Below are 18851 nucleotides of genomic sequence, written 5' to 3'. Positions count from 1 at the left end.
TGAAAAGCCCGCCATGGCATCGCCCGGCGGGCTTTTTTGCGCCTCCGGAGGCGCTGCCACCAGCTCTTGCCAACAGCTGCCGTGCCATGTGCCAATCCCGGCCACGCGATTCGCCAGGCGCCGGCTTGGCCACTGACGAGGTTTTTGCCATGAGCTTGGAATCGGTTCGCGCCTTCTTTGCCGAGTATGCGCCGGATGTCGAGGTTATCGTCACCGAAGCAAGTTCGGCGACGGTGGCGCTGGCAGCGGAAGCGCATGGCGTGCTGCCGGCGCAGATCGCCAAGACCATCTGCCTGCGCGTCGGCGATGAGACCATGCTGGTCGTGACCAGCGGCACTGCCAGGTTGGACAACCGCAAGTTCAAGGACACATTGGGCGGCAAGCCGCGCATGCTCGACGCCGAGCAGGTGCTGGCGGCAACCAGCCATCCGCCGGGCGGCGTCTGCCCGTTCGGCCTGCCGGCGCCGTTGCCGGTCTATTGCGATCAATCGCTACGCGCCTTCGGCGAGGTCGTTCCCGCCGCCGGCGCCACCAACGCCGCGGTGCGCATCGCGCCGCAACACATGGCCGAACTGGTCGGCGCCGAATGGATCGATGTGTGCCAGTAATTGTTGCTGCCCGCTCGCGGCACAACGATCGCGACTGACAGGATAAATCGGAGTGAGTCTCAGGCTGTCGCCAGCGCGAGATCAGACAAATGGCGGCGATTTGAAGCGGCTTCGCCGCTCCCTCCTGCGCCATGATTTGCCCTGCTGGTCCGTAGAAGGCTACGGGCTTGTGGAAGAGCTGATGGTCTGCGTGACGTTGATGCCATCCGCCTCGATCGTCAGCGTCTCATTCAATTCTGAATCGGTCGCTTCGAGTGACTTGGCAAAACCAACCAATCTGGCGCCTGGGTCGGAAGGGCGACCCATGCTCGGGTTGTCGATGATATTGAAAGAGTTTCGGGCGACCCATAGCTGCTTGTCGGGATGCACCGACCCCCATGTATTGGTATTTGTCACGTGCTTGCGGACGTAATAGGCGTTGGTTTCCGCATAGTACCAAAACACAGACAAGTGGAGTGCGCTGTCGAACTCGTCGCACCCACCATTTGGTGGTAATATAAGCCATCCCCGAGACATGAACGAGTCATATCCAGGTTGAGTATAACCGATCGAAAAGTAGACCGTTTGCGAAAAGTTATTGCATATCTTGATTTCTGCACAGGCGCGCTCTGCAAACATCGGTAAGGTAAGCGCCAGTGTTAGAACCGAAATGACACGTCTCGAAGCGGACATGCAGACACCATCGGAACGGAGCAGACCGGACAATCCTATCGTCATTCTCGCGAGTCAAGATGCATGTCGCGCTGTGGTGCGGTAGCGCCGCGCGTGCGCGCGAAGCGTATCGTCCGCCGCCGATCCGGTCCCGGCGTTAGGCGACCGAAGGCGCTGCCTGCCTCAGTGTTGCGCCGCGGAGAAGCTTGCGGGCGGGCTCCTCCACCAGCATGAAGACGACAATCGAAATAATAATCAGCAGAGGCTGATACATTAGGCGTCCGATCCAATCCCAATCCCCGGAAAAAATCACCGGAATCCATCTTCGGACCGGAATCTGGAGAATGTACAGGGCATAGCTTGCACTGCCCAGCAGGACGAGCGGCTTGAACGAAAGCACCCGCCGAACCATGCCGTCGTTCACGGCACACGTTGCTATCATCGCCACAAAGCCTATCCCCGCCAGCGACCCTGTTGTCTCGGTGCTTGTTGTGACCAGAGCGGCCATCGTAAACCCGCCCGCCAGAACGGCAGCCAAGTCGCCGCGAAAGCGGTTGAGCGAGCCGGCCCGAAACAGCAGAGCGCAGATAATGCCGGTCACAAATTCAGGCAGCCGCAGAAGTGGGAGAGGAATTACCTGCATCCAGTCAAACGCAAGATAACCCGTCGGTCCAAGACCCGGCAGGCACATGACGGCGAAGATCAGCACCGCAACGGCCAGGCCGAACCACAGGGTGGCGATCGTCAGCTTTGAAAAAAGCGGCAGCAGCAGCGGGAATACAAGATAAAAAAAGAATTCGACCGAAAGTGTCCAGCCTGGAGGATTCCAGAAAAACCCGTTCGCCAGCGATGGTGAGCCCCAGGACTGAATGAGGCCAAGCGTCGCCAGCGCCATCAGCGGGTAGTCGAATGGCAGGGTTACCCGTGGCAGAACCACAAGAAGAGCGAGCAGGTAGACTGGGTAGATTCTCGCAAATCTCGCAATGGCAAAGCGCTGGACGTCATCCCGGCCAGACATTTTGCCGAAGTAGGAGTGGGTGAGGATAAACCCGGACAGGATGAAGAAAAACGATACACCCAGATAGCCATTCTCCAGGAAATTGATGACCAGAAGCGACGCCCCGGTCTTGTCCACGGAGTGATAGGCAAGCACATAGACGGCGGCGAAAAAACGCAAGCTGGTCAATGGCGCCAGGTTTGACGCAGCGGGAGAAGGCTTCGGTTCCATAGAGAGTGCCCCCGGCCATGGACGTATCGGCCCGCCGTCTGCAGAGCCACGGCGCCGCCCAAGGACAAACGCTATACTCTGAGCTCCATTAACAAACTTGTTAAGGCTCTACATGGATCTGTCCGAATCGCAGCATGGACGCGCGCAGCATGTGTCGGGAAGATGATGCTTCGGAGCGTTTCACCAGACAGCCGGCTTGGGGGATGCGGCTAACCATTTGTTTTTGTTGGTCGGAGTGGCCGGATTCGAACCGACGACCCCTTGACCCCCAGTCAAGTGCGCTACCGGGCTGCGCTACACTCCGGACCGGGTCGCGATGTATCGTGATAACCCCGTGCCGGTCAACCGAATTCGGCGGCTAGCCTGCTGATGAAATAGCCGCTAGCGGCATAGGTCGCCGCGCCAGCCGCAATTGCCGCTGATGGGCATATTCCAGCGCGATGGCGCCCCAGATCAGCCCGAGCAGCAGATAGAGATGGCGCCAGTGGTCGATGTCGATGAAGGTGCCAAGCCCGATATTGCCGAGATAGGCGACATAGGCGCAAAGCAGATAAGGCTGCCAGGGGCGGTTGCGCAAAAGGATACGGAAGCCGGCGCAAATCGTCCACAGCGTCAGCGTCAGGAACGAGACGAAGCCCAGCCAGCCGTAATCCATCAGCGCCTTCAGCCAGATATCGTGCGTGTCCTCGCCATAGATCGTGCCGAACACCAGCGGGCCGATGCCGAACGGATGCTCCAGCGCCAGCTGGAAGCCGATCGTGTAGCGGGCGAAGCGGCCGAGCCGCGCGGTGTCGTAACTCTGCTCGAGATGGGCGCGCTGGGTGAACATGTCCGACACGCCGGGCAGTTGCAGGATGACGAGAATGGCGATGACCAGCAGCGCCACCGCCGCGATCGTCATCACCACCAGCCGCAGCCGGAACATGCCGCTGGCGCTCTGCAGGAACAGACAGGCGGTGAGCAGTACCGCCGACACCGCGAACATGCCCCAGGCGCCGCGCGAGAAGGAGAAGAAGATGCCGGCGGCGATGACGAGCAGCGGCACGGCAAGCAGCGGCATGCGCGACACCGGGCCGGTGAGGAGCAGATAGAGCAGATAGGTTCCGGGCAGCACCAGGAACGGCCCGAACACGTTCGGATCCTGGAACGCGCCGGCGGCGCGGTCGTATTTGGTGAACATCTCGGCGCCGGGAAAGGCATGGAAATAACCGGCGATGCCGAGCAGCGAGGTGGCGACCGCCGACACCACATAGGCGATGAAGATCAGCCGGTAGAGGCCAGGCTGGACCGACGTCACCGAGGCGAAGAAGATCGCGCTGAAGGCGAGAAACAGCGACACCGCGAGATAAAGCGGCGTGTTGGCGAGATCGGCCATCTGTGTCATCGCGATCATGCCGCCGATATTCATCGCCACCAAAAGCACCAGCAGCGGCACGATCGCGCGCGAGATTCTCAGGCCGAACAGCGACCAGACGGCAATCAGCCCTGCCATGTAGAGCTCGTAAGGCGCGGGTTCGCTGATGACGAAGCCGGAAAGCAGGATGCCGACGGCGATTGCGGCGGATGAAATCAGCGCGATCAGCTTGGCGTTGACCGCCGAAGGCGGCAACTGGTTGACCGCCGAAGGCGGCAACTCGTTGATCGCGGAAGCCGGCAGGTCATGGGTGACGGCGCTCAATAGGCATTTTCCGTGTTGAGCAGGCGGACCGGCGTCAGGAACAGGATGCGCAGGTCGAACAGCATCGACCAGTTCTCGATGTAATAGAGGTCGTATTCGGTGCGCATGCGGATCTTTTCATTGGTGTCCATCTCGCCGCGCCAGCCGTTGATCTGCGCCCAGCCGGTGACGCCGGGCTTGACCTTGTGGCGGGCGAAATAGCCGTCGACCACCTCGTTGTAGAGCAGATTGTGCGACTGGGCGGCGATCGCATGCGGGCGCGGCCCGACCAGCGACAGCGACCCGAACAGCGAATTGAAGAACTGCGGCAGCTCGTCGATCGAGGTCTTGCGGATGAAGCGGCCGACGCGGGTGACGCGCGGATCGTTCTTGGTCACCGTCTGCTTGGCGGTGGGGTCGGACCTGTCGGTGTACATCGAGCGGAACTTGTAGACCTCGATCACCTCGTTGTTGAAGCCGTGGCGCTTCTGCTTGAACAGCACCGGACCTTTGCTGTCGAGCTTGATGGCAAGAGCGGTGGCGAGCATCACCGGGGAGAAGAGGACGATGCCAACGAGCGAGAAGAGGATGTCGAAGGCGCGCTTGGCGACCGAATCCCAGTCGTTGATCGGCTTGTCGAAAATATCGAGCATCGGCACCGAGCCGATGTAGGAATAGGCGCGGGGCCGGAACTGCAGCGCATTCGAATGCGCCGAAAGACGGATGTCGACCGGCAGCACCCAGAGTTTCTTCAACAGTTGCAGCACGCGCGATTCGGCGGTCAGCGGCAGCGACACGATCAGCATGTCGATGCGCGCGATGCGGGCGAATTCGATCAGTTCGGAGATGGTGCCGAGCTTCGGGTAGCCGGCGACGATCGGCGGCGAGCGCTTGTCGCCGCGGTCGTCGAAGATGCCGCAGATGCGGATGTCGTTGTAGGGCTGCTTCTCGACCGAGCGGATCAGCCCCTCCGCCGACTTGCCGCCGCCGACGATGACGGCGCGGCGCTCCATGCGGCCGTCGCGCGCCCAGCGCCGGATGAGCCTCGACATCACCAGCCTGAGGCCGAAGATCAGCACGAACCCGACCACGAACCATGTGCCGAACAAAAGGCGCGAATAGTCTTGCGACATCTTCATGGCAAAGGCGGTGAGCGCCATCAACGCGAAGGTGCCCGCCCAGACCAGCAGCACGCGGCCGAAATTGGCGATCGGCCGCATCAAGGTGGAGACCTGGTAGCTGTCGGTGACATCGAGCAGCACCACCGTCAGGAACGAGGCGGCGGCGATCGTCAGCGGATATTGCCAGGCAAGATAGTTGAAGAAGCCGAGATAGTAGAAATAGAGGCATAGCCCAGACAGGAACAGCACGGCGAACTCGACCATGCGCAGCACGCCGCTGACCATGATCGGCGACATCGTATCGCGCCGGTATTGCGAGGCGACCTGGCGGGCGACGTCGTTGATGCCGCCGGGCTTTTCGCTTTCGGCGGGTGTGTCGAATTTGCGCACCGCATCCATGGAAAAGCGGCGCACGGGATCGATCTCGTTCATGGGATTGTCCGCGAGCTTCGCGCCATCCAATAGCAAAAGAGAGCTAAGAAAGCCTTGAAACAACCAGTGGTTTTGAAGCCGTTGCAGTTCGGGGCTATTTGCTCAGCGCCGCGAAATAGGCCTTCTCGATGTCGGCCGCCATGACGTCGGCGCCGAATCGGGCCTTGAGTTCGCCAAGCTGCGGCATCAGTCCGCGGTAGGCGTCGAGATCGTTGAGCGCTATCTGCATCTTGTCCGCCAGCAGGCCGGCATCCGGCCGGATCAGGGCAGGGGAGGCTTCGCCGAAGATCTCGGGGATACCGCCGACCGCGGTGGCGATCATCGGTCGGCCGGCGGCCAGCGTCTCCAGCACGATGTAGGGCATCGCCTCGGCGCGGGACGGAACCACGACCAATTGGGAAAGCGCAAAAGCCTGCCTTGCGGGCATCGGCGGCTGGAAACGGACACGGCCGGCAAGCCCGAGCCGTTCCACCTGCGCATGATAGCGGGGCAGGTCGTCGCCGTCGCCGACCATCACCGCGCTCAACGGACGGCCGATCTCCGTGCCGGCCAGCGCCAGCGCGTCGATGAAGATGTCCGGACCTTTGAGATCGCGCATCATGCCGATGTAGAGAAAGTCGGCCGCGTCGGGCGCGCTTGCCACCGGTTCGAATTCGGCGGCGCGCAGGCCGTTATAGACCAGCGTGTTGGGGATAGGCGGCTCGCCGACCTTCCGGCGATAGGTCCGCCGCTCATAGTCGGAGACAAACAGCAGGCAATCGGTGAAGCGCGCCATGAAGCGCTCCAGCGCGAAGAACAGCTTCCCGGTTGCCGTCGTTTCGTCATAATGGAGGGAGCCGCCATGCGGCGAATAAAGGCGGGCTACGCGAGACCTTGATACCCGCAACATCGAGCCGAACAGACGGGCATAGGCGCCACCCTTGGCGCCGTGCCCGTGCAGCACGTCCGGCCGCAATTCCTTGATGATTCGGTAGGTGCGCCAGGCGGCTGCGAGGTCGCCCGGGCCGATATGACGCTGCATAGGCGTGCGATGGATGCCGAGCGCGAGGCTGCCTTTCATTGCCTCGAACAGGCGCTCCTCATAGTCGCCGCCGGTGGTCGAATCGCAGACGATGCCGACCGAATGGCCGGCAGCAAGCTGCGCCTCGGTCAGGTCGCGCACGTGCCGGAAGATTCCTCCGACCGGTGAGCGGAAGCAGTGGACGATGCGGAGGTGAGCCGCCACGCTGGTTTTCAGAACAGGCGTTCGCGGACGTAGACGGTGTCGCCGGGCAGGAGTGGGTCCGACGTCTGCACCCTGCCGGTCATCACCTTGCCGTTGATGTCGCGGGTGATGTCGACGCTTTCCTGATTGGCGCGCGGTGTGAAGCCGCCGGCGATCGCCACCGCCTTCTGCACGGTGAGGCCCGGCACATAGGAATACTGGCCGGCCGCACCCACTTCGCCCATGACGAAGATCGGCCGGTAGCGGTCGATCTCGACCGAAACGTCCGGATCGCGCAGATAACCCTGGCGCAGTTTGTCGGCGATTTCCTTCTCCAGCTGCTGGGCGGTGTGGCCGCGCGCCGGCACGGTGCCGACAAGCGGGAAGGACAGGTAGCCGGACTGGTCGACGCTGTAAGTGTTGGTCAGCCCGTCCTGCTCGAACACGGTGACGCGGACGCGGTCGCCGGCGCCGAGCCGGTAGGGCTGGTCGAGCACTTCATGGAAGGCGGCGGGTGCCGGGCGGTAGCTGGAGCAGCCGGTGAGCAGCGAGACGGCCAGCAAAGCGCGAAAGAGAGAAGCAGTGCTTTTCATGTCCGGTCACGTACCTTCATCGCTCTTGCCGCGGCTGTCGCGGTCAACCCCAGGAAAGTGCGCCTGTTATCATCCTGTTAGGGTTAATGGCCGGTAAAGGACGGCCGAGCGAAACGGCGGCGACCGGCAAAAGCATAATCCTTTTATTATGTTCGCCGGATATTCTCTGAGTAACTTCTAATAGGCGTCAGCGCTGATCTTAACGGCTGAGTTACCATAGTTGTTTACGGTCCATCCTCGACTCATAGTTCCGGAGCAGGATGAGAATGTCCGTTCAGGCCGCGGCCGCAGATGTCGATGTCGATCTGAGACAGCTCTTTGCCAGTCTGGCGAGGAACTGGCTGCGCATTCTCTTCGTCACGCTTGTCGTCACCGGCCTTGCCTTTGCCTTCGCCTGGTTCGCGACGCCGCAGTATAAGGCCGTGGCCAAGCTTGAGATCGGGCCAGGCGAATCGGTTTTCACGCGGCCGGCGGGCTCGACCAATGACGACAAGTCGATACCGGGCGAGGAAGCGGTAGCCACCGAGGTCCAGATCATTTCGTCGCCTGACATCCTCAAGCAGGTAGCAAAGACGCTCAATCTCGAAGAAAAGCCGGAATTCGACGAAACGCTGAAGGCGTCGCCTCTGAGTCGAGTCCTCATTCTTGTCGGGCTGAAGAGCGATCCGATCGATATTCCCCTGGAAGATCGTGTCCTGAAAGCAATGCACGACAAGCTCAACGTGTACGGTGTCGAAAAGTCTCGCGCCATCGCAATCGAATTCTCTTCGGAGGACCCCAACCTGGCGGCGGCGATCTCGAACGAAATTGCGAAGGCCTACATGGCCTCCAAGGGCAACGCCAAAAAGCTATCGAATTCCGCCGCCACGGAGTTCCTTGGGCCGGAAATCGCCGAATTGCAGGATCGGGTGAAGCAGGCCGAAGCCAAGGTTGCTGCATACCGCGCCCAGTCAGACCTTTTGATGGGCGGCAACAATGCGGTGCTGGCTACCCAGCAGCTCTCCGAACTGTCGACTGAATTGTCGCGGGTGCGCGCCAGTCGCGCTGCAGCCGAGGGAAGTGCGGAGAGCGTGCGCAAGGCGCTGCAGAATGGCGGCTCGCTCGACAGCGTGCCGGAGGTGCTGTCCTCCGAATTGATCCAGCGCCTGCGCGAACGCCAGGTCGAGCTCAAGACCAACATTGCCGATCTTTCGACGACCTTGCTCGACAACCATCCGCGCATCCGGGCGCTGAAGTCGCAGCTTGCCGATCTCGATGGTCAGATTCGCAACGAAGCCCAGAAGATCATCAGAGGGCTGACGGCGCAGGCCGATTCGGCAAAGGCGCGTGAAGCTCAGCTGGTTTCCGACGTCAACCAGTTGAAGGCCGCATCATCGCGCGCCGGCGAACAGCAGGTCCAGCTCGATGCGCTGCAGCGCGACGCGGCCGTTCAGCGCCAGCAGCTTGAAACCTATATGGCGAACTACCGTGAGGCCTCTTCGCGCAACATTCGCCAATATTTGCCGGTCGACGCCCGGATCATGTCTGAGGCCCGAGCGCCGACGGAGCCTTATTTCCCGAAGATCGGACCAATCACAGGTGCAGCGGCGGTCGCGTCGTTGCTATTGATGGCGATCGCTACGTTGCTGGGGGAATTGTTCTCCGGCCGCGCCATGCGCCCCGCAACAGGCGCGCGCTTCGACCATATCGAACAGGTGGCGATGCCGGTGGCACGCACCGAGCCGGTAGTTCGCACCGAACCGGTGGCGCGCGCCGAACCGGTGGCGGTCGAACCCGCGGATGACACGGTTCCTTCCGACGTCGGTGATGACGAGGTCGTCACCACGGAGGCGGAAGCGGTGGCGGAACCGCCAAAACCGGTGCAGTCCAAACTCGGTGAGATCGATGTCGACAAGGCGGCGGAGAAGCTGATCGCTTCGGGAGCGGCGCGCGCCATCTTCGTGTCGCCGGAAGGCGACGAGGCTGCCGCTACCGCCGTGCTGGTGGCGCGCGAGGTCTCCGACGCCGGCCTGCGCGTCCTGCTGCTCGATCTCACCGCCTCGGGCGCCGCCTCGCGGCCGATGCTGGACAGCGGGCTTTTCCCCGGCATCACCAATCTGCTGGCCTCCGAAGCGCAGTTCAGCGATGTCATCCATCCCGATCTTTATTCGGATGCCCACGTCGTTCCAGTTGGCACCGCCGATCCTGTCCGGGCAATGCGCGCCGCCGACCGGCTGCCGATCATCATGCAGTCGCTGACCACCGCCTATGATCTGGTCGTGGTCGAATGCGGCCCCGCCGACGCGCAAGGCATCAGCCGCCTGGTCGGCGAGGGCACCGAGGTCTTCCTGTCAATGCTGGAAGCCGATGACGAGGTGACGCAGGCCGCGGTCAAGCTGATCGAGAACGGCTACCCGGATCTGACGCTGGTGACCCCTGTCGGCCACGAACCGCCGGGAACGCCGCTGCCCGGACGCCGCTCGGCTGCATAAGGCTGGAAAGCGCTCCCGCATGGCCTCCAGAGGAGGGGCAAAGAGGACCGCGGATGTCAAGGTGCGCGGTCAGTCAGCGCGTTGGCCCCTTCCTGCCCGGCGCAATGCGCGCAGCAATAGATGATATCGCCCTGCTCGACGCCATGCCCCATGATCCGTACACTGCAATGAGGGCACGTCGGCGCAAGCTTCTGGACCGCACACTCGAAGCTGTCAAACGTGTAGGTTTGCCCGTCCAGGCTCACTTGGAATGCCTTGTCGTAGTCATTGCCGCACTGGTCGCACTTAGCCATGGCCGGTTCCTCCTTCTGAGTGCGAAAACCGCGTGGCCGGCGATAGGTTCCGTCCAAGACCCTTCAAAGGTCTCAACCTCGACCCGCTTGCCCGTATCAACTTGGAGCTCAACGGCGATTGTGCGATATGCCGACCAGCCTTTCCAGGCTAACTGTCATCCTCGGCAGCAGTTGGCGCTGCCTGTCCGGCGGCCTTGCGGCGCAGCATCTTTGTCAGCTGCCACACCGTCGGGTTGTTCTTGATGAACGCCTTGGCCCGCGCGCCCTGTCTCAGCGCCATCGCCAACGCGCGGCCTTTCAGCGTCAGCGGCGCCAGCACCTCGAAATGCCGGGTTTCGATGTCGCACCACAGCCGTTTGTAAGGTTCGTCGCCAACCGAGAAATCATAAATGTCGAAGCCCTTCTCGCAGGCTTCCTGGATGTTGTCGAAGAACAGGAAGTCGCCGGGACTGGTGAAGGCCAGATCGTCCTCGGCGATCGCCCCGAACTCGCAAATCAGCCGCTTGCCCGAGCGGCTGGAGCCTGTGATGGCGCGCAGCTTCCCCGCCACCTCCAGTCCATGCAGCAGGAAGGACGGCTTTTCCTCGGCAAGAGCATCCGCAAACAAGGCCCGGAAGAAAGCGCGCACTTGGGCGTCGCCGAACACATTGGCGATGCCCATCTTGCGGAACCGCGCTTCCTTCATGTCGAAGAAGGCGTCGAGCAGCCTGTCGACTTCTTCGCGCGAGCGAGCCTCGACACGGCGGAAGCTACCGACCGCCTCGAACTTGCGCGTCTGCGAGCGGTGCTTCTTGCGCTTGCGTTTGCCGCTGGCGCGGGCCAGCAGCGCGTCGAAGCCGCCGCTGAGACCGACCGCGAGCGCAAGGTTGGGGCTCGGAAAATTAGCGAGCGCGGCGAGCGGGTTGGCAATACCGTCGAGATCGGGCAGCAGCCGTTCCAGCGCCACGAGGTCGATGTCCGGCCGCGCCTTGCGGATGGCCGTGAACAGCGAGCGGATCGCCGGGCCATCGATGTTTGGCAGCAAGTGCGGGCTGGCGGCCGCGAAATTGCCGTTGGCGTGGCGCCCGCCGGCGAAATGGGCAACGCGGAATGGGCCGAGGCTGGTGACTTCCAGGGCCAGCGAAAGCATCGGGACACCTTCGGCGCTTAGCGTGGCGACGACAATGTCGGCGCTGGTCTCGGTCGACCAGCTGCGCACCCAGATCGCGCTCTGCGCCGGAGCAAACAACGCCGAAGCGCAGAATTGCGCGTAGTCGGCAAGGCCTGCGCTGCCGCTCACCGCCGCCGTCAGGCCGCCTTGTTTTGAGACGGGCGCGCGGGGTGGAGCTTCGTTGGCCGCGACGCGATTGCCGTCAAATGACGCGATGGCGTCAACCATCCCTCAATCCTTAAGACGTATTGGTTGCAACCTGGGGTTCGCATAGGCGAATGTCGTGCTTGAATAAGCCTAGGCGCAAAAGGTGAAGGAATGATCGACGGGGGCGAGGCAATCCGGAAACTGGCGCTGAACCTTGCCCGTTACACCGGTCTTGCTCCGCTGGCGAAGCCGTTTGTCGGCGGCATCGGCGCCATTTTGATGCTGCATCGCGTGACCGCGACGCCTGAGAAACCCAACAGCGTCAACCGCCACCTGAACATCGCCCCCGCTTTTCTCGACAGGTTGATCGCCGACATGAAGGGAAGAGGCTATACCTTTGTTTCCCTTGATGAAGCGATCGAGCGCATCAAGCTCAGCGGCAAGGGCGGCCAGTTTGCGACGATCACTGCCGACGACGCCTATCGCGACAACATGACGGAAGCGCTGCCGGTGTTGGAGAAGCATGGTGCGCCGATCACCATCTATGTCGCGCCTGGCCTGATCGACGGGGCAGCAGACCTCTGGTGGGACGTGGTCGAGGATATCGTCGACACCGGCTCGCATGTGACGCTGAAGACGGCGAGTGGATCGGCGGTCATCGATTGCTCAACGCCTGGCCGAAAGATCCAGGCCATTGCAAGGTTGAATGCCTGGCTGACATTGGAAGTGCCGGAGGATGAGCAGGGCGCCGCGTTGCGCGAACTGGCGCGCATGAACGGCTACAAGTTCGGCTCAGGCCGCACGAGCACGTTGATGAACTGGGATGAGCTCCGCACAATGGCCGCCCATCCGCTGGTGACCATCGGCGGGCATACCGTCAATCACCGCAATCTGAAGCGGCTGTCGGAATCCGATGCACGCCGCGAGATCGGCGACGTCCGGCGTATCCTCAAGGATAAGCTCGGCGGGGAGCCGCGTCATCTCGCCTATCCCTATGGCTACGCCAGCGCCGTCGGCTGCCGCGAGGTGGGGTTTGCCCGCGATGCCGGCTATATATCGGCGGTGACGACAAGGCATGGCGTGCTGAGAGCCGAGCATGCCGGCTTCCTGCACGCGTTGCCGCGCATCTCCGTCAACGGCCGCTACCAGAGGGTCGCTCACATCCGCACGATGCTGTCGGGTGTCACCACGCCGCTCGCCAATGCCGGCAAGATGGTGGTTACGATCTGAAGCGCATCAGGCCTTCGGGCGCGGCTCCAGGATCAGCCATTTGATGATGCCCATCGCCGGCAGCACCCAGAGCAGGCCGCTGAACAGGAAGAACAGGAGATGCACCGTGGGACCGTATTCGGCAAGCCTTGTGACTGCGATGGCAGAGGCGATCAGCGCATAGATGATCACCAGCGCCACCAGCAGGATGGTCCCGATCAGCTTTTTCAGGCGAATGGGCATGTCGCGGTTCCGTTGATGGCTATCGCTTAGGCCGAACAGAAGAAACACGCAACCGGCGCAGCACGGCGCGACGGCGTGCCGCGCTGTCCGGTCTTGCCAGCCGGGCGGTCATGGTCCACCAATCCGGCGATTTTCAACCGCCGGGACATGCCCATGGCTGCCATCACCGCCGCGGCCCCTTACGCCGCCCGGGACCGTGACCTCAACAATCGCGCGCTGGTGCGCGGCTGGCTCTATGTCGTGTTGCTCGTGCTGTTTGCGCTGGTGCTGGTCGGCGGCGCCACAAGACTCACCGAGTCCGGCCTGTCGATCACCGAATGGCAGCCGATCCATGGCGTCATCCCGCCGCTCAACGAAGCCGAATGGCAGGAAGAGTTCCAGCGCTACCAGCAGATCCCGCAATATGCCGAGCTCAACAAGGGCATGAGCGTCGAGGCGTTCAAGTCGATCTTTTGGTGGGAGTGGGCGCACCGTCTCCTGGCGCGCAGCGTCGGCGTCGTCTTCGCCTTGCCGCTGCTGTTTTTTTGGGCGACGCGCCGCATCGAACACGGCCTCGGGCCAAAGCTCGTCGGTATCCTCCTTCTCGGCGGGCTGCAGGGCGCCATCGGCTGGTGGATGGTGGCTTCCGGCCTTGTCGACCGTGTCTCGGTCAGCCAGTACCGGCTGGCGACGCACCTGACGCTGGCCGCGCTGATCTTCACCGCTACCATGGTGGTCGCGCGGGGTCTTGCGCCGCACTCTGAGCCCGCCGCTGATCGCTCGACGCAGCGGCTCGCCGGCTTCATCGTGCTTTTGGCGCTGATCCAGATTTATCTTGGCGGACTGGTCGCCGGGCTCGATGCGGGCCTCAGCTACAACACCTGGCCGTTGATGGACGGCAAGATCATCCCCGGTGATTTGCTGCTGCTGGAACCCGCCTGGCGCAATTTCTTCGAGAATCCGAAGACCGTGCAGTTCGTCCATCGCCTCGGCGCCTACACGGTCTTTGCCGCGGCGCTCTGGCACATGGTCGCCACCTGGCGGCGCCAGCCGGGCACCACGCATGCCCGCCGCGCGACGTTGTTATTCCTGCTGGTCGTGGTGCAGGCCTCGATCGGCATCGGCACGCTGCTGATGCAGGTGCCGCTGCACATGGCGCTGACGCACCAGGGTTTTGCGCTGGTCGTGCTGGGTTTCGCCGCTGCGCACTGGCGCGGCACCAAGGGCGCCTATCCGCTGCCGACCGAGGTCAAGCTCGGAAGTTGAGCCTGGAATAATCAGGGCTTGAGGCCGAGCATCAGGTCCATGTTCTGCACCGCAGCGCCCGAAGCGCCCTTGCCGAGATTGTCGTAGACGGCCAAGAGCAGCGCCTGCGCCCTGTCGTCATTGGCGAACACATAGAGCTTCATCCGGTTGGTGCCGTTATAAACTTCCGGATCGATCTCCGGCATGCGCTCCATATGCGTGTATGGCGCGACCTCGACCACGCCGCCGTCTATCGACGCGAAATGATCGGCTATCGCGGCATGCAGCTCCTCGCCCGTCGGCACGCGGTCGAGGCCGCCGAGTTGCAGCGGCACCACGGTGATCATGCCTTGCGCGAAATTGCCGACCGCCGGCTGCATGATCGGATCGTGCGACAGCTTCGCATAGGTCCTGAGCTCCGGCACATGCTTGTGTTGCAGCGTCAGCCCATAGGGCAGGAATTCGGACGCATCCTCGCCTTTGGCGACATAGTCCTCGATCATCGGCCGCCCGCCGCCGGAATAGCCGGAAATGCCATTGACGGTGACCGGGAAATCGGCGGGCAGCAGGCCGGCGGCGACCAGCGGCCTCAGCGTGGCAATCGGCCCCTGTGGCCAGCAGCCGGGATTGGCGACGCGTTTCGCGCCGGCGATCTTCTTCGCCTGCGCCTTGTCCATCTCGGCGAAGCCATACTCCCAGCCCTCGGCCACGCGATGCGCGGTCGAGGCATCGATCACCTTGGTCGTGTCGTTCTCGATCAGCGAGACGCTTTCCTTGGCGGCGGCGTCCGGCAGGCAGAGGATCGCGACATCGGCGGCGTTCAAAAACTCGGCTCTGGCGGCGGTCTCCTTGCGGCGTTCGCTCGGGATCGAGATGATCTCCAGATCGCCGCGTTCCGCCAGCAGCGCCCTGATCTGCAGGCCGGTCGTGCCGTGCTCGCCGTCGATGAAGATTTTCGGTTTCATGGCCTGGTCAAATTCCTTGCGATTCCAACACTACATGCCGTGAGCATGATTGAGCACGACATGATTGCTGTTGTTCAGTTCCTCGAGCCTTGCCTTTCGTTCGGCCAGCAGGCCGAGATAGTGCATGGCGATGATCGATCCGGCGATCGCCGTTATATCGGCATGATCATAGGCCGGCGCAACCTCGACGATATCGGCGCCGACAATGTCGACCTGGCCGAGTTGGCGCAGCGTCGACAGGATCTTGGCGGAGGAGGGGCCGCCGGCCACCGGCGTGCCGGTGCCGGGCGCGAAGGCCGGGTCCAGGCAGTCGATGTCGAAGGTGAGATAGGTCTTCCTGCCGGCAGTGCGCTCGACGACGGCATAGGCGATGTCGGAGGCGCGCATTTCCTCGACCTCGTGGCCGTAGAGGATCTTGATGCCGAAGGTGTCGGGCGCGTGCGTACGGATGCCGATCTGGATCGAGCGGTCGGGATCGATGATCCCTTCATTCACCGCGCGGGCGACGAAGGAGCCATGGTCGATGCGCTTGCCGTCATCCGGCCAGGTATCCTGATGCGCATCGAACTGCACCAGCGCCAGCGGTCCATGGATCGCCGCATGCGCCTTGAGCAGCGGCCACGTGACGAAATGGTCGCCACCGAGCGACAAAAGGAAAGCGCCTGATCTCAGGATCTTGGCCGCCTCGCGCTCAATCGTGCCGGGCGTCTTCTGGTGGTTGCCGCTGTCGAGCAGGCAATCGCCGTAGTCGACCACCGAAAGCTGGTCGAACAGATCGCGCGAGAACGGGTATTGCGGGTCGTTGTCGAGGATCGCCGAGGCGCGGCGGATCGCCTGCGGCCCGAAGCGGGCGCCGGGCCGGTTGGTGACGGCGGCGTCGAAGGGAATGCCCCACACCACTGCGTCCGCACCCTTGACGTCCTTGGTGTATTTGCGCCGCATGAACGACAGCGCGCCGGCATAGGTCGGCTCGAACGACGCGCCCGTCTTGGCGCGGGCGGTGAAGGCGTGGTCGATCTCTTTGTTCGCCATTACGGATCCTCGGTTTTCATCGGGCAGCCACAACTACAGAACCGGCACACAACATGCGAGTCGCAGCTTGCCGAGACGCAATGGCGCCTGGGCGGTGCCATGGCAACACAGGATCTGTATCATTATGACTGAAGCAGCCTTGCTCAACCTCGCGCCTGCGCCTGCGGCGACCCGTGCCGGCACGATGGCGGGCGAGCGCTTCCTGGTGCTCGATTCCTGGCGCGGCATCTGCGCGCTGCTGGTGGCGCTGTTTCATTTCCCGACCACGTCGATGATTTCGCAGAGCGCCTTTGTCGGCGGCTCGTATCTCTTCGTCGACTTCTTCTTCGTCCTGTCCGGCTTCGTCATTGCCAGCTCCTACGGCAGCCGGCTCAGCGAGCCCGACGACCTCGCCCGCTTCGCGCTGGTCCGCTTCGGCCGCATTTACCCGCTGCATGTGCTGATGCTTGCCGCCTTCGCCGCTTTCGAGGCACTGCGGCAGGTGGTGCCGCAGCTGCACGGGACCGGTGCTGCGCCCTTCACCGCCGGCTTCGATCTGAAAAGCCTGGTGGCTAACCTCTTGCTGCTGCAAGGCATGGGAGTCGAGGATCATCTGAGCTGGAACGCGCCTAGCTGGAGCATTTCGGCCGAGTTCTTCGCCTATCTGCTGTTTGCCGGCGTTGTCTTTGCGACCGGCCGGCAGGCCTGGATATGGTTTGCCGCTGGCGCCGCCACGGCGCCTTTCTTCCTGCTTGCCTTCTCGACCCGTCATATGGACGTGTCCTTCGATTTCGGCTTCATCCGCTGCCTTTACGGCTTCTCGCTAGGCGCACTGCTTGCCTGGTTTCAGCACGATTCCATTGCAACGGCGCGACAGGCGCTTAGCGGCGGGGCAGGGCGTGTTGCCTGGACACTGGCCGAGCTCGCCATGATCCTCGTGATTGTCCTCTTCGTCTCAGTCGCCGGAACGAACGATACCGGCATCGCCGCGCCTGTCGTCTTCGCGCTGGCGCTCTATCTGTTCGCCCATGAGGGCGGCTTGGTCAGCGCGCTGCTGCGCAGCCGCCCGATGCTGATGCTGGGATCGCTTTCCTATTCGATCTACATGGTCCACATCTTCGTCCAGGGCCGCATGATCAATGTCGGCGGCATTCTCGAGCGCAAGCTCGGTCTAGGCATCATCGGCGATCTTGTGCTGCGCGGTGAGCCGGCAACCGGCTTCGGCGCCGGCTCGGCATGGATCGGCTTTGCGGCTCTGGTTGCGATGCTCGTCGCCGTCGTCATCGCCTCCTGGTTCACCTGGCGCTTCGTCGAAATGCCGGCGCTGGCCTGGTTCCGTCACCTTTCAAAGCGCATCTGAGGCGTCAAGCCGCCAAAACAGCTAGCCGGCTTCGTTCACCGGCCTGTCATGGGCATCGCCTAACCGGTTGCAACCCGGAACGGAGCGATTCCCTGATGCGAACGATCTGGCCGAGCCTTCTGTTCACCGCTGCTTTGACGGCCAGTACCGGCCAGACCTTAGCCGGCAAAACACATGCCGGCCAAATCCTCGACCGTTTCGAACACGCTAACCAGTGGCGCGATCATGTCATGGTCGCCGCGCACCGCGCCGGCAGCATGCAGGCCGGCAAGACGCTCTATGCCGAAAATTCGCTTGCCGCCGTCGAAGGCTCGATCGCGATCGGCGCCGAGATCGTCGAGGTCGACATCAGGCGCTCGAAGGACGGCGTCTTTGTCGTCATGCATGACAGCTGGCTCGACCGCACCACCACCTGCAAGGGCGAGGTGGATCACTACACGCTGGCCGAGCTCAAGCAATGCCGGCTGGTCGTCGAAGGCACCGGTGCCGTCACCAATGAGACCGTGTCGACACTGCGCGAGATGCTGACGGCGACCAAGGACCGGATCCTGATCAATCTCGACAACAAGCTGGAGGTTACGGACCTGCCCGGCATGATCGCGGTTGCCCGCGAGCTCGGCATGGTTGATCAGGTGATCGTCAAGGAAAACCTCTGGAACCAGCAACGAATCGAGGCCGCGAAGGCGGCCCTCGCGCAGGCCGGCGGCGGCTTCCAGTTCATGCCGATCCTCGCCGACGATGCCGTGCATGACGCCGCCTTTGCCGGCGAGGTCGACAAGGCATTTGCGCCTCATGCCATCGAGCTGATCAACTGGCGCAACGGCGCAGAGACTTTGACCACCACCGGCGGGCCGCTGTTCAGCACCCGCATGCGGGCCTCTGCCGTGCGCGGCGACTGGCACCTGTGGGCCGACACCTACGCCATCGTCAACAAGCCTGGAGGCTTCCTCGCCGGCGGCCGCGGCGACGAGTTGGCGGTGGCAGCCAGCCTGCCGCGCGAGGCCTGGGGCTTCTGGGCCGACCGCGGCGCCACCATCATCCAGACCGACGAGCCGAAGGCGGCGATCGACTGGCTGGCGGCGAACGGGTTTCGGGTGCCTTATACCAGCGAGCCGCGCCCGGCCGAGCCGGCGCACACGGCGAGTATTAATTGAAGCGCGGCTGGACATCTCCCCCCTTGAGGGGGAGATGTCGCCAAAGGCGACAGAGGGGTCGCCGCGCGTGGAGCGCCAACCTCATCTTAGCAGCAGGTCGAGCCCGGTCGAACTGACCCCCTCTGGCCGC

17 protein-coding genes and 1 tRNA gene are annotated in these 18851 nt (G+C 62.9%); 6 read left to right on the top strand and 12 right to left on the bottom strand.

Annotated features, from left to right (window positions below):
• The first annotated feature begins 149 nt into the window (after positions 1 to 149).
• Complete coding sequence (locus tag FJ974_RS19175) at positions 150 to 608, top strand: YbaK/EbsC family protein (protein ID WP_140538382.1); 459 nt, start codon at positions 150 to 152, stop codon at positions 606 to 608.
• A gap of 159 nt (positions 609 to 767) precedes the next feature.
• On the opposite strand, the gene FJ974_RS19170 is transcribed toward FJ974_RS19175, so the two are convergent.
• The 7 genes from FJ974_RS19170 to FJ974_RS19140 form a co-directional block, all read right to left on the bottom strand.
• On the bottom strand, positions 768 to 1280 hold the full coding sequence (locus FJ974_RS19170; RefSeq protein ID WP_181177294.1) for a DUF1036 domain-containing protein: 513 nt from the start codon (positions 1278 to 1280) through the stop codon (positions 768 to 770).
• A 136-nt stretch (positions 1281 to 1416) separates the two neighbouring features.
• Positions 1417 to 2487 carry an acyltransferase family protein gene (locus FJ974_RS19165; RefSeq protein WP_140538380.1) on the bottom strand — a complete coding sequence of 357 codons (1071 nt, stop codon included), beginning with the start codon at positions 2485 to 2487 and terminating at the stop codon, positions 1417 to 1419.
• A 227-nt stretch (positions 2488 to 2714) separates the two neighbouring features.
• Positions 2715 to 2791, bottom strand: a tRNA-Pro gene (locus tag FJ974_RS19160).
• 54 nt (positions 2792 to 2845) lie between these two features.
• Complete coding sequence (locus tag FJ974_RS19155) at positions 2846 to 4120, bottom strand: O-antigen ligase family protein (RefSeq protein ID WP_181177296.1); 1275 nt, start codon at positions 4118 to 4120, stop codon at positions 2846 to 2848.
• 41 nt (positions 4121 to 4161) lie between these two features.
• Complete coding sequence (locus tag FJ974_RS19150; protein ID WP_140538379.1) at positions 4162 to 5697, bottom strand: undecaprenyl-phosphate glucose phosphotransferase; 1536 nt, start codon at positions 5695 to 5697, stop codon at positions 4162 to 4164.
• Between the two features lie 94 nt (positions 5698 to 5791).
• The gene (locus FJ974_RS19145; RefSeq protein WP_140538378.1) at positions 5792 to 6922 is read right to left on the bottom strand and encodes a glycosyltransferase; all 1131 of its coding nucleotides are present in this window, start codon (positions 6920 to 6922) and stop codon (positions 5792 to 5794) included.
• Positions 6923 to 6930: 8 nt separating this feature from the next.
• The gene (locus tag FJ974_RS19140) at positions 6931 to 7494 is read right to left on the bottom strand and encodes a polysaccharide biosynthesis/export family protein (RefSeq protein ID WP_140538377.1); all 564 of its coding nucleotides are present in this window, start codon (positions 7492 to 7494) and stop codon (positions 6931 to 6933) included.
• A gap of 266 nt (positions 7495 to 7760) precedes the next feature.
• On the opposite strand from FJ974_RS19140, the gene FJ974_RS19135 reads away from it, so the two are divergent.
• Entirely contained in the window at positions 7761 to 9965 is a 2205-nt protein-coding gene (locus FJ974_RS19135) for a GumC family protein (protein ID WP_140538376.1), read from the top strand.
• 56 nt (positions 9966 to 10021) lie between these two features.
• On the opposite strand, the gene FJ974_RS19130 is transcribed toward FJ974_RS19135, so the two are convergent.
• Positions 10022 to 10258, bottom strand: a complete 237-nt coding sequence (locus FJ974_RS19130) for a hypothetical protein (RefSeq protein WP_140538375.1) — start codon at positions 10256 to 10258, stop codon at positions 10022 to 10024.
• 148 nt (positions 10259 to 10406) lie between these two features.
• The gene (locus tag FJ974_RS19125; protein ID WP_140538374.1) at positions 10407 to 11636 is read right to left on the bottom strand and encodes a GNAT family N-acetyltransferase; all 1230 of its coding nucleotides are present in this window, start codon (positions 11634 to 11636) and stop codon (positions 10407 to 10409) included.
• 90 nt (positions 11637 to 11726) lie between these two features.
• Here FJ974_RS19125 and FJ974_RS19120 point away from each other — a divergent pair, with 90 nt between their 5' ends.
• Positions 11727 to 12785, top strand: a complete 1059-nt coding sequence (locus tag FJ974_RS19120; protein WP_140538373.1) for a polysaccharide deacetylase family protein — start codon at positions 11727 to 11729, stop codon at positions 12783 to 12785.
• Between the two features lie 6 nt (positions 12786 to 12791).
• On the opposite strand, the gene FJ974_RS19115 is transcribed toward FJ974_RS19120, so the two are convergent.
• Positions 12792 to 13007 carry a DUF2842 domain-containing protein gene (locus FJ974_RS19115; RefSeq protein WP_140538372.1) on the bottom strand — a complete coding sequence of 72 codons (216 nt, stop codon included), beginning with the start codon at positions 13005 to 13007 and terminating at the stop codon, positions 12792 to 12794.
• Positions 13008 to 13160: 153 nt separating this feature from the next.
• On the opposite strand from FJ974_RS19115, the gene FJ974_RS19110 reads away from it, so the two are divergent.
• Positions 13161 to 14252, top strand: coding sequence for a COX15/CtaA family protein (locus tag FJ974_RS19110; protein ID WP_140538371.1), 1092 nt, complete (start codon positions 13161 to 13163; stop codon positions 14250 to 14252).
• Positions 14253 to 14263: 11 nt separating this feature from the next.
• Here the strand turns inward: FJ974_RS19110 and argC are convergent, their stop codons facing one another.
• Positions 14264 to 15196: an N-acetyl-gamma-glutamyl-phosphate reductase gene (argC, locus tag FJ974_RS19105; RefSeq protein WP_140538370.1), complete on the bottom strand. Its 933-nt coding sequence runs from the start codon at positions 15194 to 15196 to the stop codon at positions 14264 to 14266.
• Positions 15197 to 15226: 30 nt separating this feature from the next.
• Entirely contained in the window at positions 15227 to 16228 is a 1002-nt protein-coding gene (gene speB, locus FJ974_RS19100; RefSeq protein WP_140538369.1) for an agmatinase, read from the bottom strand.
• A 124-nt stretch (positions 16229 to 16352) separates the two neighbouring features.
• Here speB and FJ974_RS19095 point away from each other — a divergent pair, with 124 nt between their 5' ends.
• Positions 16353 to 17567: an acyltransferase family protein gene (locus FJ974_RS19095; protein WP_140538368.1), complete on the top strand. Its 1215-nt coding sequence runs from the start codon at positions 16353 to 16355 to the stop codon at positions 17565 to 17567.
• A 95-nt stretch (positions 17568 to 17662) separates the two neighbouring features.
• Entirely contained in the window at positions 17663 to 18721 is a 1059-nt protein-coding gene (locus tag FJ974_RS19090) for a glycerophosphodiester phosphodiesterase family protein (RefSeq protein WP_140538367.1), read from the top strand.
• Positions 18722 to 18851: the final 130 nt, after the last annotated feature.

Origin of the sequence: Mesorhizobium sp. B1-1-8 (assembly GCF_006442795.2) — a bacterium.
In the GTDB taxonomy this organism is placed as follows: Bacteria; Pseudomonadota; Alphaproteobacteria; order Rhizobiales; family Rhizobiaceae; genus Mesorhizobium.
Note: the sequence above shows the minus strand (reverse complement) of the source record. Positions and strands in the feature narration are given on the sequence as shown.

Bases quoted from the DNA above. Each gene is read 5' to 3' on its own strand.
- speB (WP_140538369.1), bottom strand. From the start codon at position 16,228: ATGGCGAACAAAGAGATCGACCACGCCTTCACCGCCCGCGCCAAGACG.
- argC (WP_140538370.1), bottom strand. From the start codon at position 15,196: ATGAAACCGAAAATCTTCATCGACGGCGAGCACGGCACGACCGGCCTG.
- FJ974_RS19170 (WP_181177294.1), bottom strand. From the start codon at position 1,280: ATGTCCGCTTCGAGACGTGTCATTTCGGTTCTAACACTGGCGCTTACC.
- FJ974_RS19130 (WP_140538375.1), bottom strand. From the start codon at position 10,258: ATGGCTAAGTGCGACCAGTGCGGCAATGACTACGACAAGGCATTCCAA.
- FJ974_RS19165 (WP_140538380.1), bottom strand. From the start codon at position 2,487: ATGGAACCGAAGCCTTCTCCCGCTGCGTCAAACCTGGCGCCATTGACC.
- FJ974_RS19150 (WP_140538379.1), bottom strand. From the start codon at position 5,697: ATGAACGAGATCGATCCCGTGCGCCGCTTTTCCATGGATGCGGTGCGC.
- FJ974_RS19120 (WP_140538373.1), top strand. From the start codon at position 11,727: ATGATCGACGGGGGCGAGGCAATCCGGAAACTGGCGCTGAACCTTGCC.
- FJ974_RS19115 (WP_140538372.1), bottom strand. From the start codon at position 13,007: ATGCCCATTCGCCTGAAAAAGCTGATCGGGACCATCCTGCTGGTGGCG.
- FJ974_RS19140 (WP_140538377.1), bottom strand. From the start codon at position 7,494: ATGAAAAGCACTGCTTCTCTCTTTCGCGCTTTGCTGGCCGTCTCGCTG.
- FJ974_RS19090 (WP_140538367.1), top strand. From the start codon at position 17,663: ATGCGAACGATCTGGCCGAGCCTTCTGTTCACCGCTGCTTTGACGGCC.
- FJ974_RS19095 (WP_140538368.1), top strand. From the start codon at position 16,353: ATGACTGAAGCAGCCTTGCTCAACCTCGCGCCTGCGCCTGCGGCGACC.
- FJ974_RS19135 (WP_140538376.1), top strand. From the start codon at position 7,761: ATGTCCGTTCAGGCCGCGGCCGCAGATGTCGATGTCGATCTGAGACAG.
- FJ974_RS19110 (WP_140538371.1), top strand. From the start codon at position 13,161: ATGGCTGCCATCACCGCCGCGGCCCCTTACGCCGCCCGGGACCGTGAC.
- FJ974_RS19125 (WP_140538374.1), bottom strand. From the start codon at position 11,636: ATGGTTGACGCCATCGCGTCATTTGACGGCAATCGCGTCGCGGCCAAC.
- FJ974_RS19175 (WP_140538382.1), top strand. From the start codon at position 150: ATGAGCTTGGAATCGGTTCGCGCCTTCTTTGCCGAGTATGCGCCGGAT.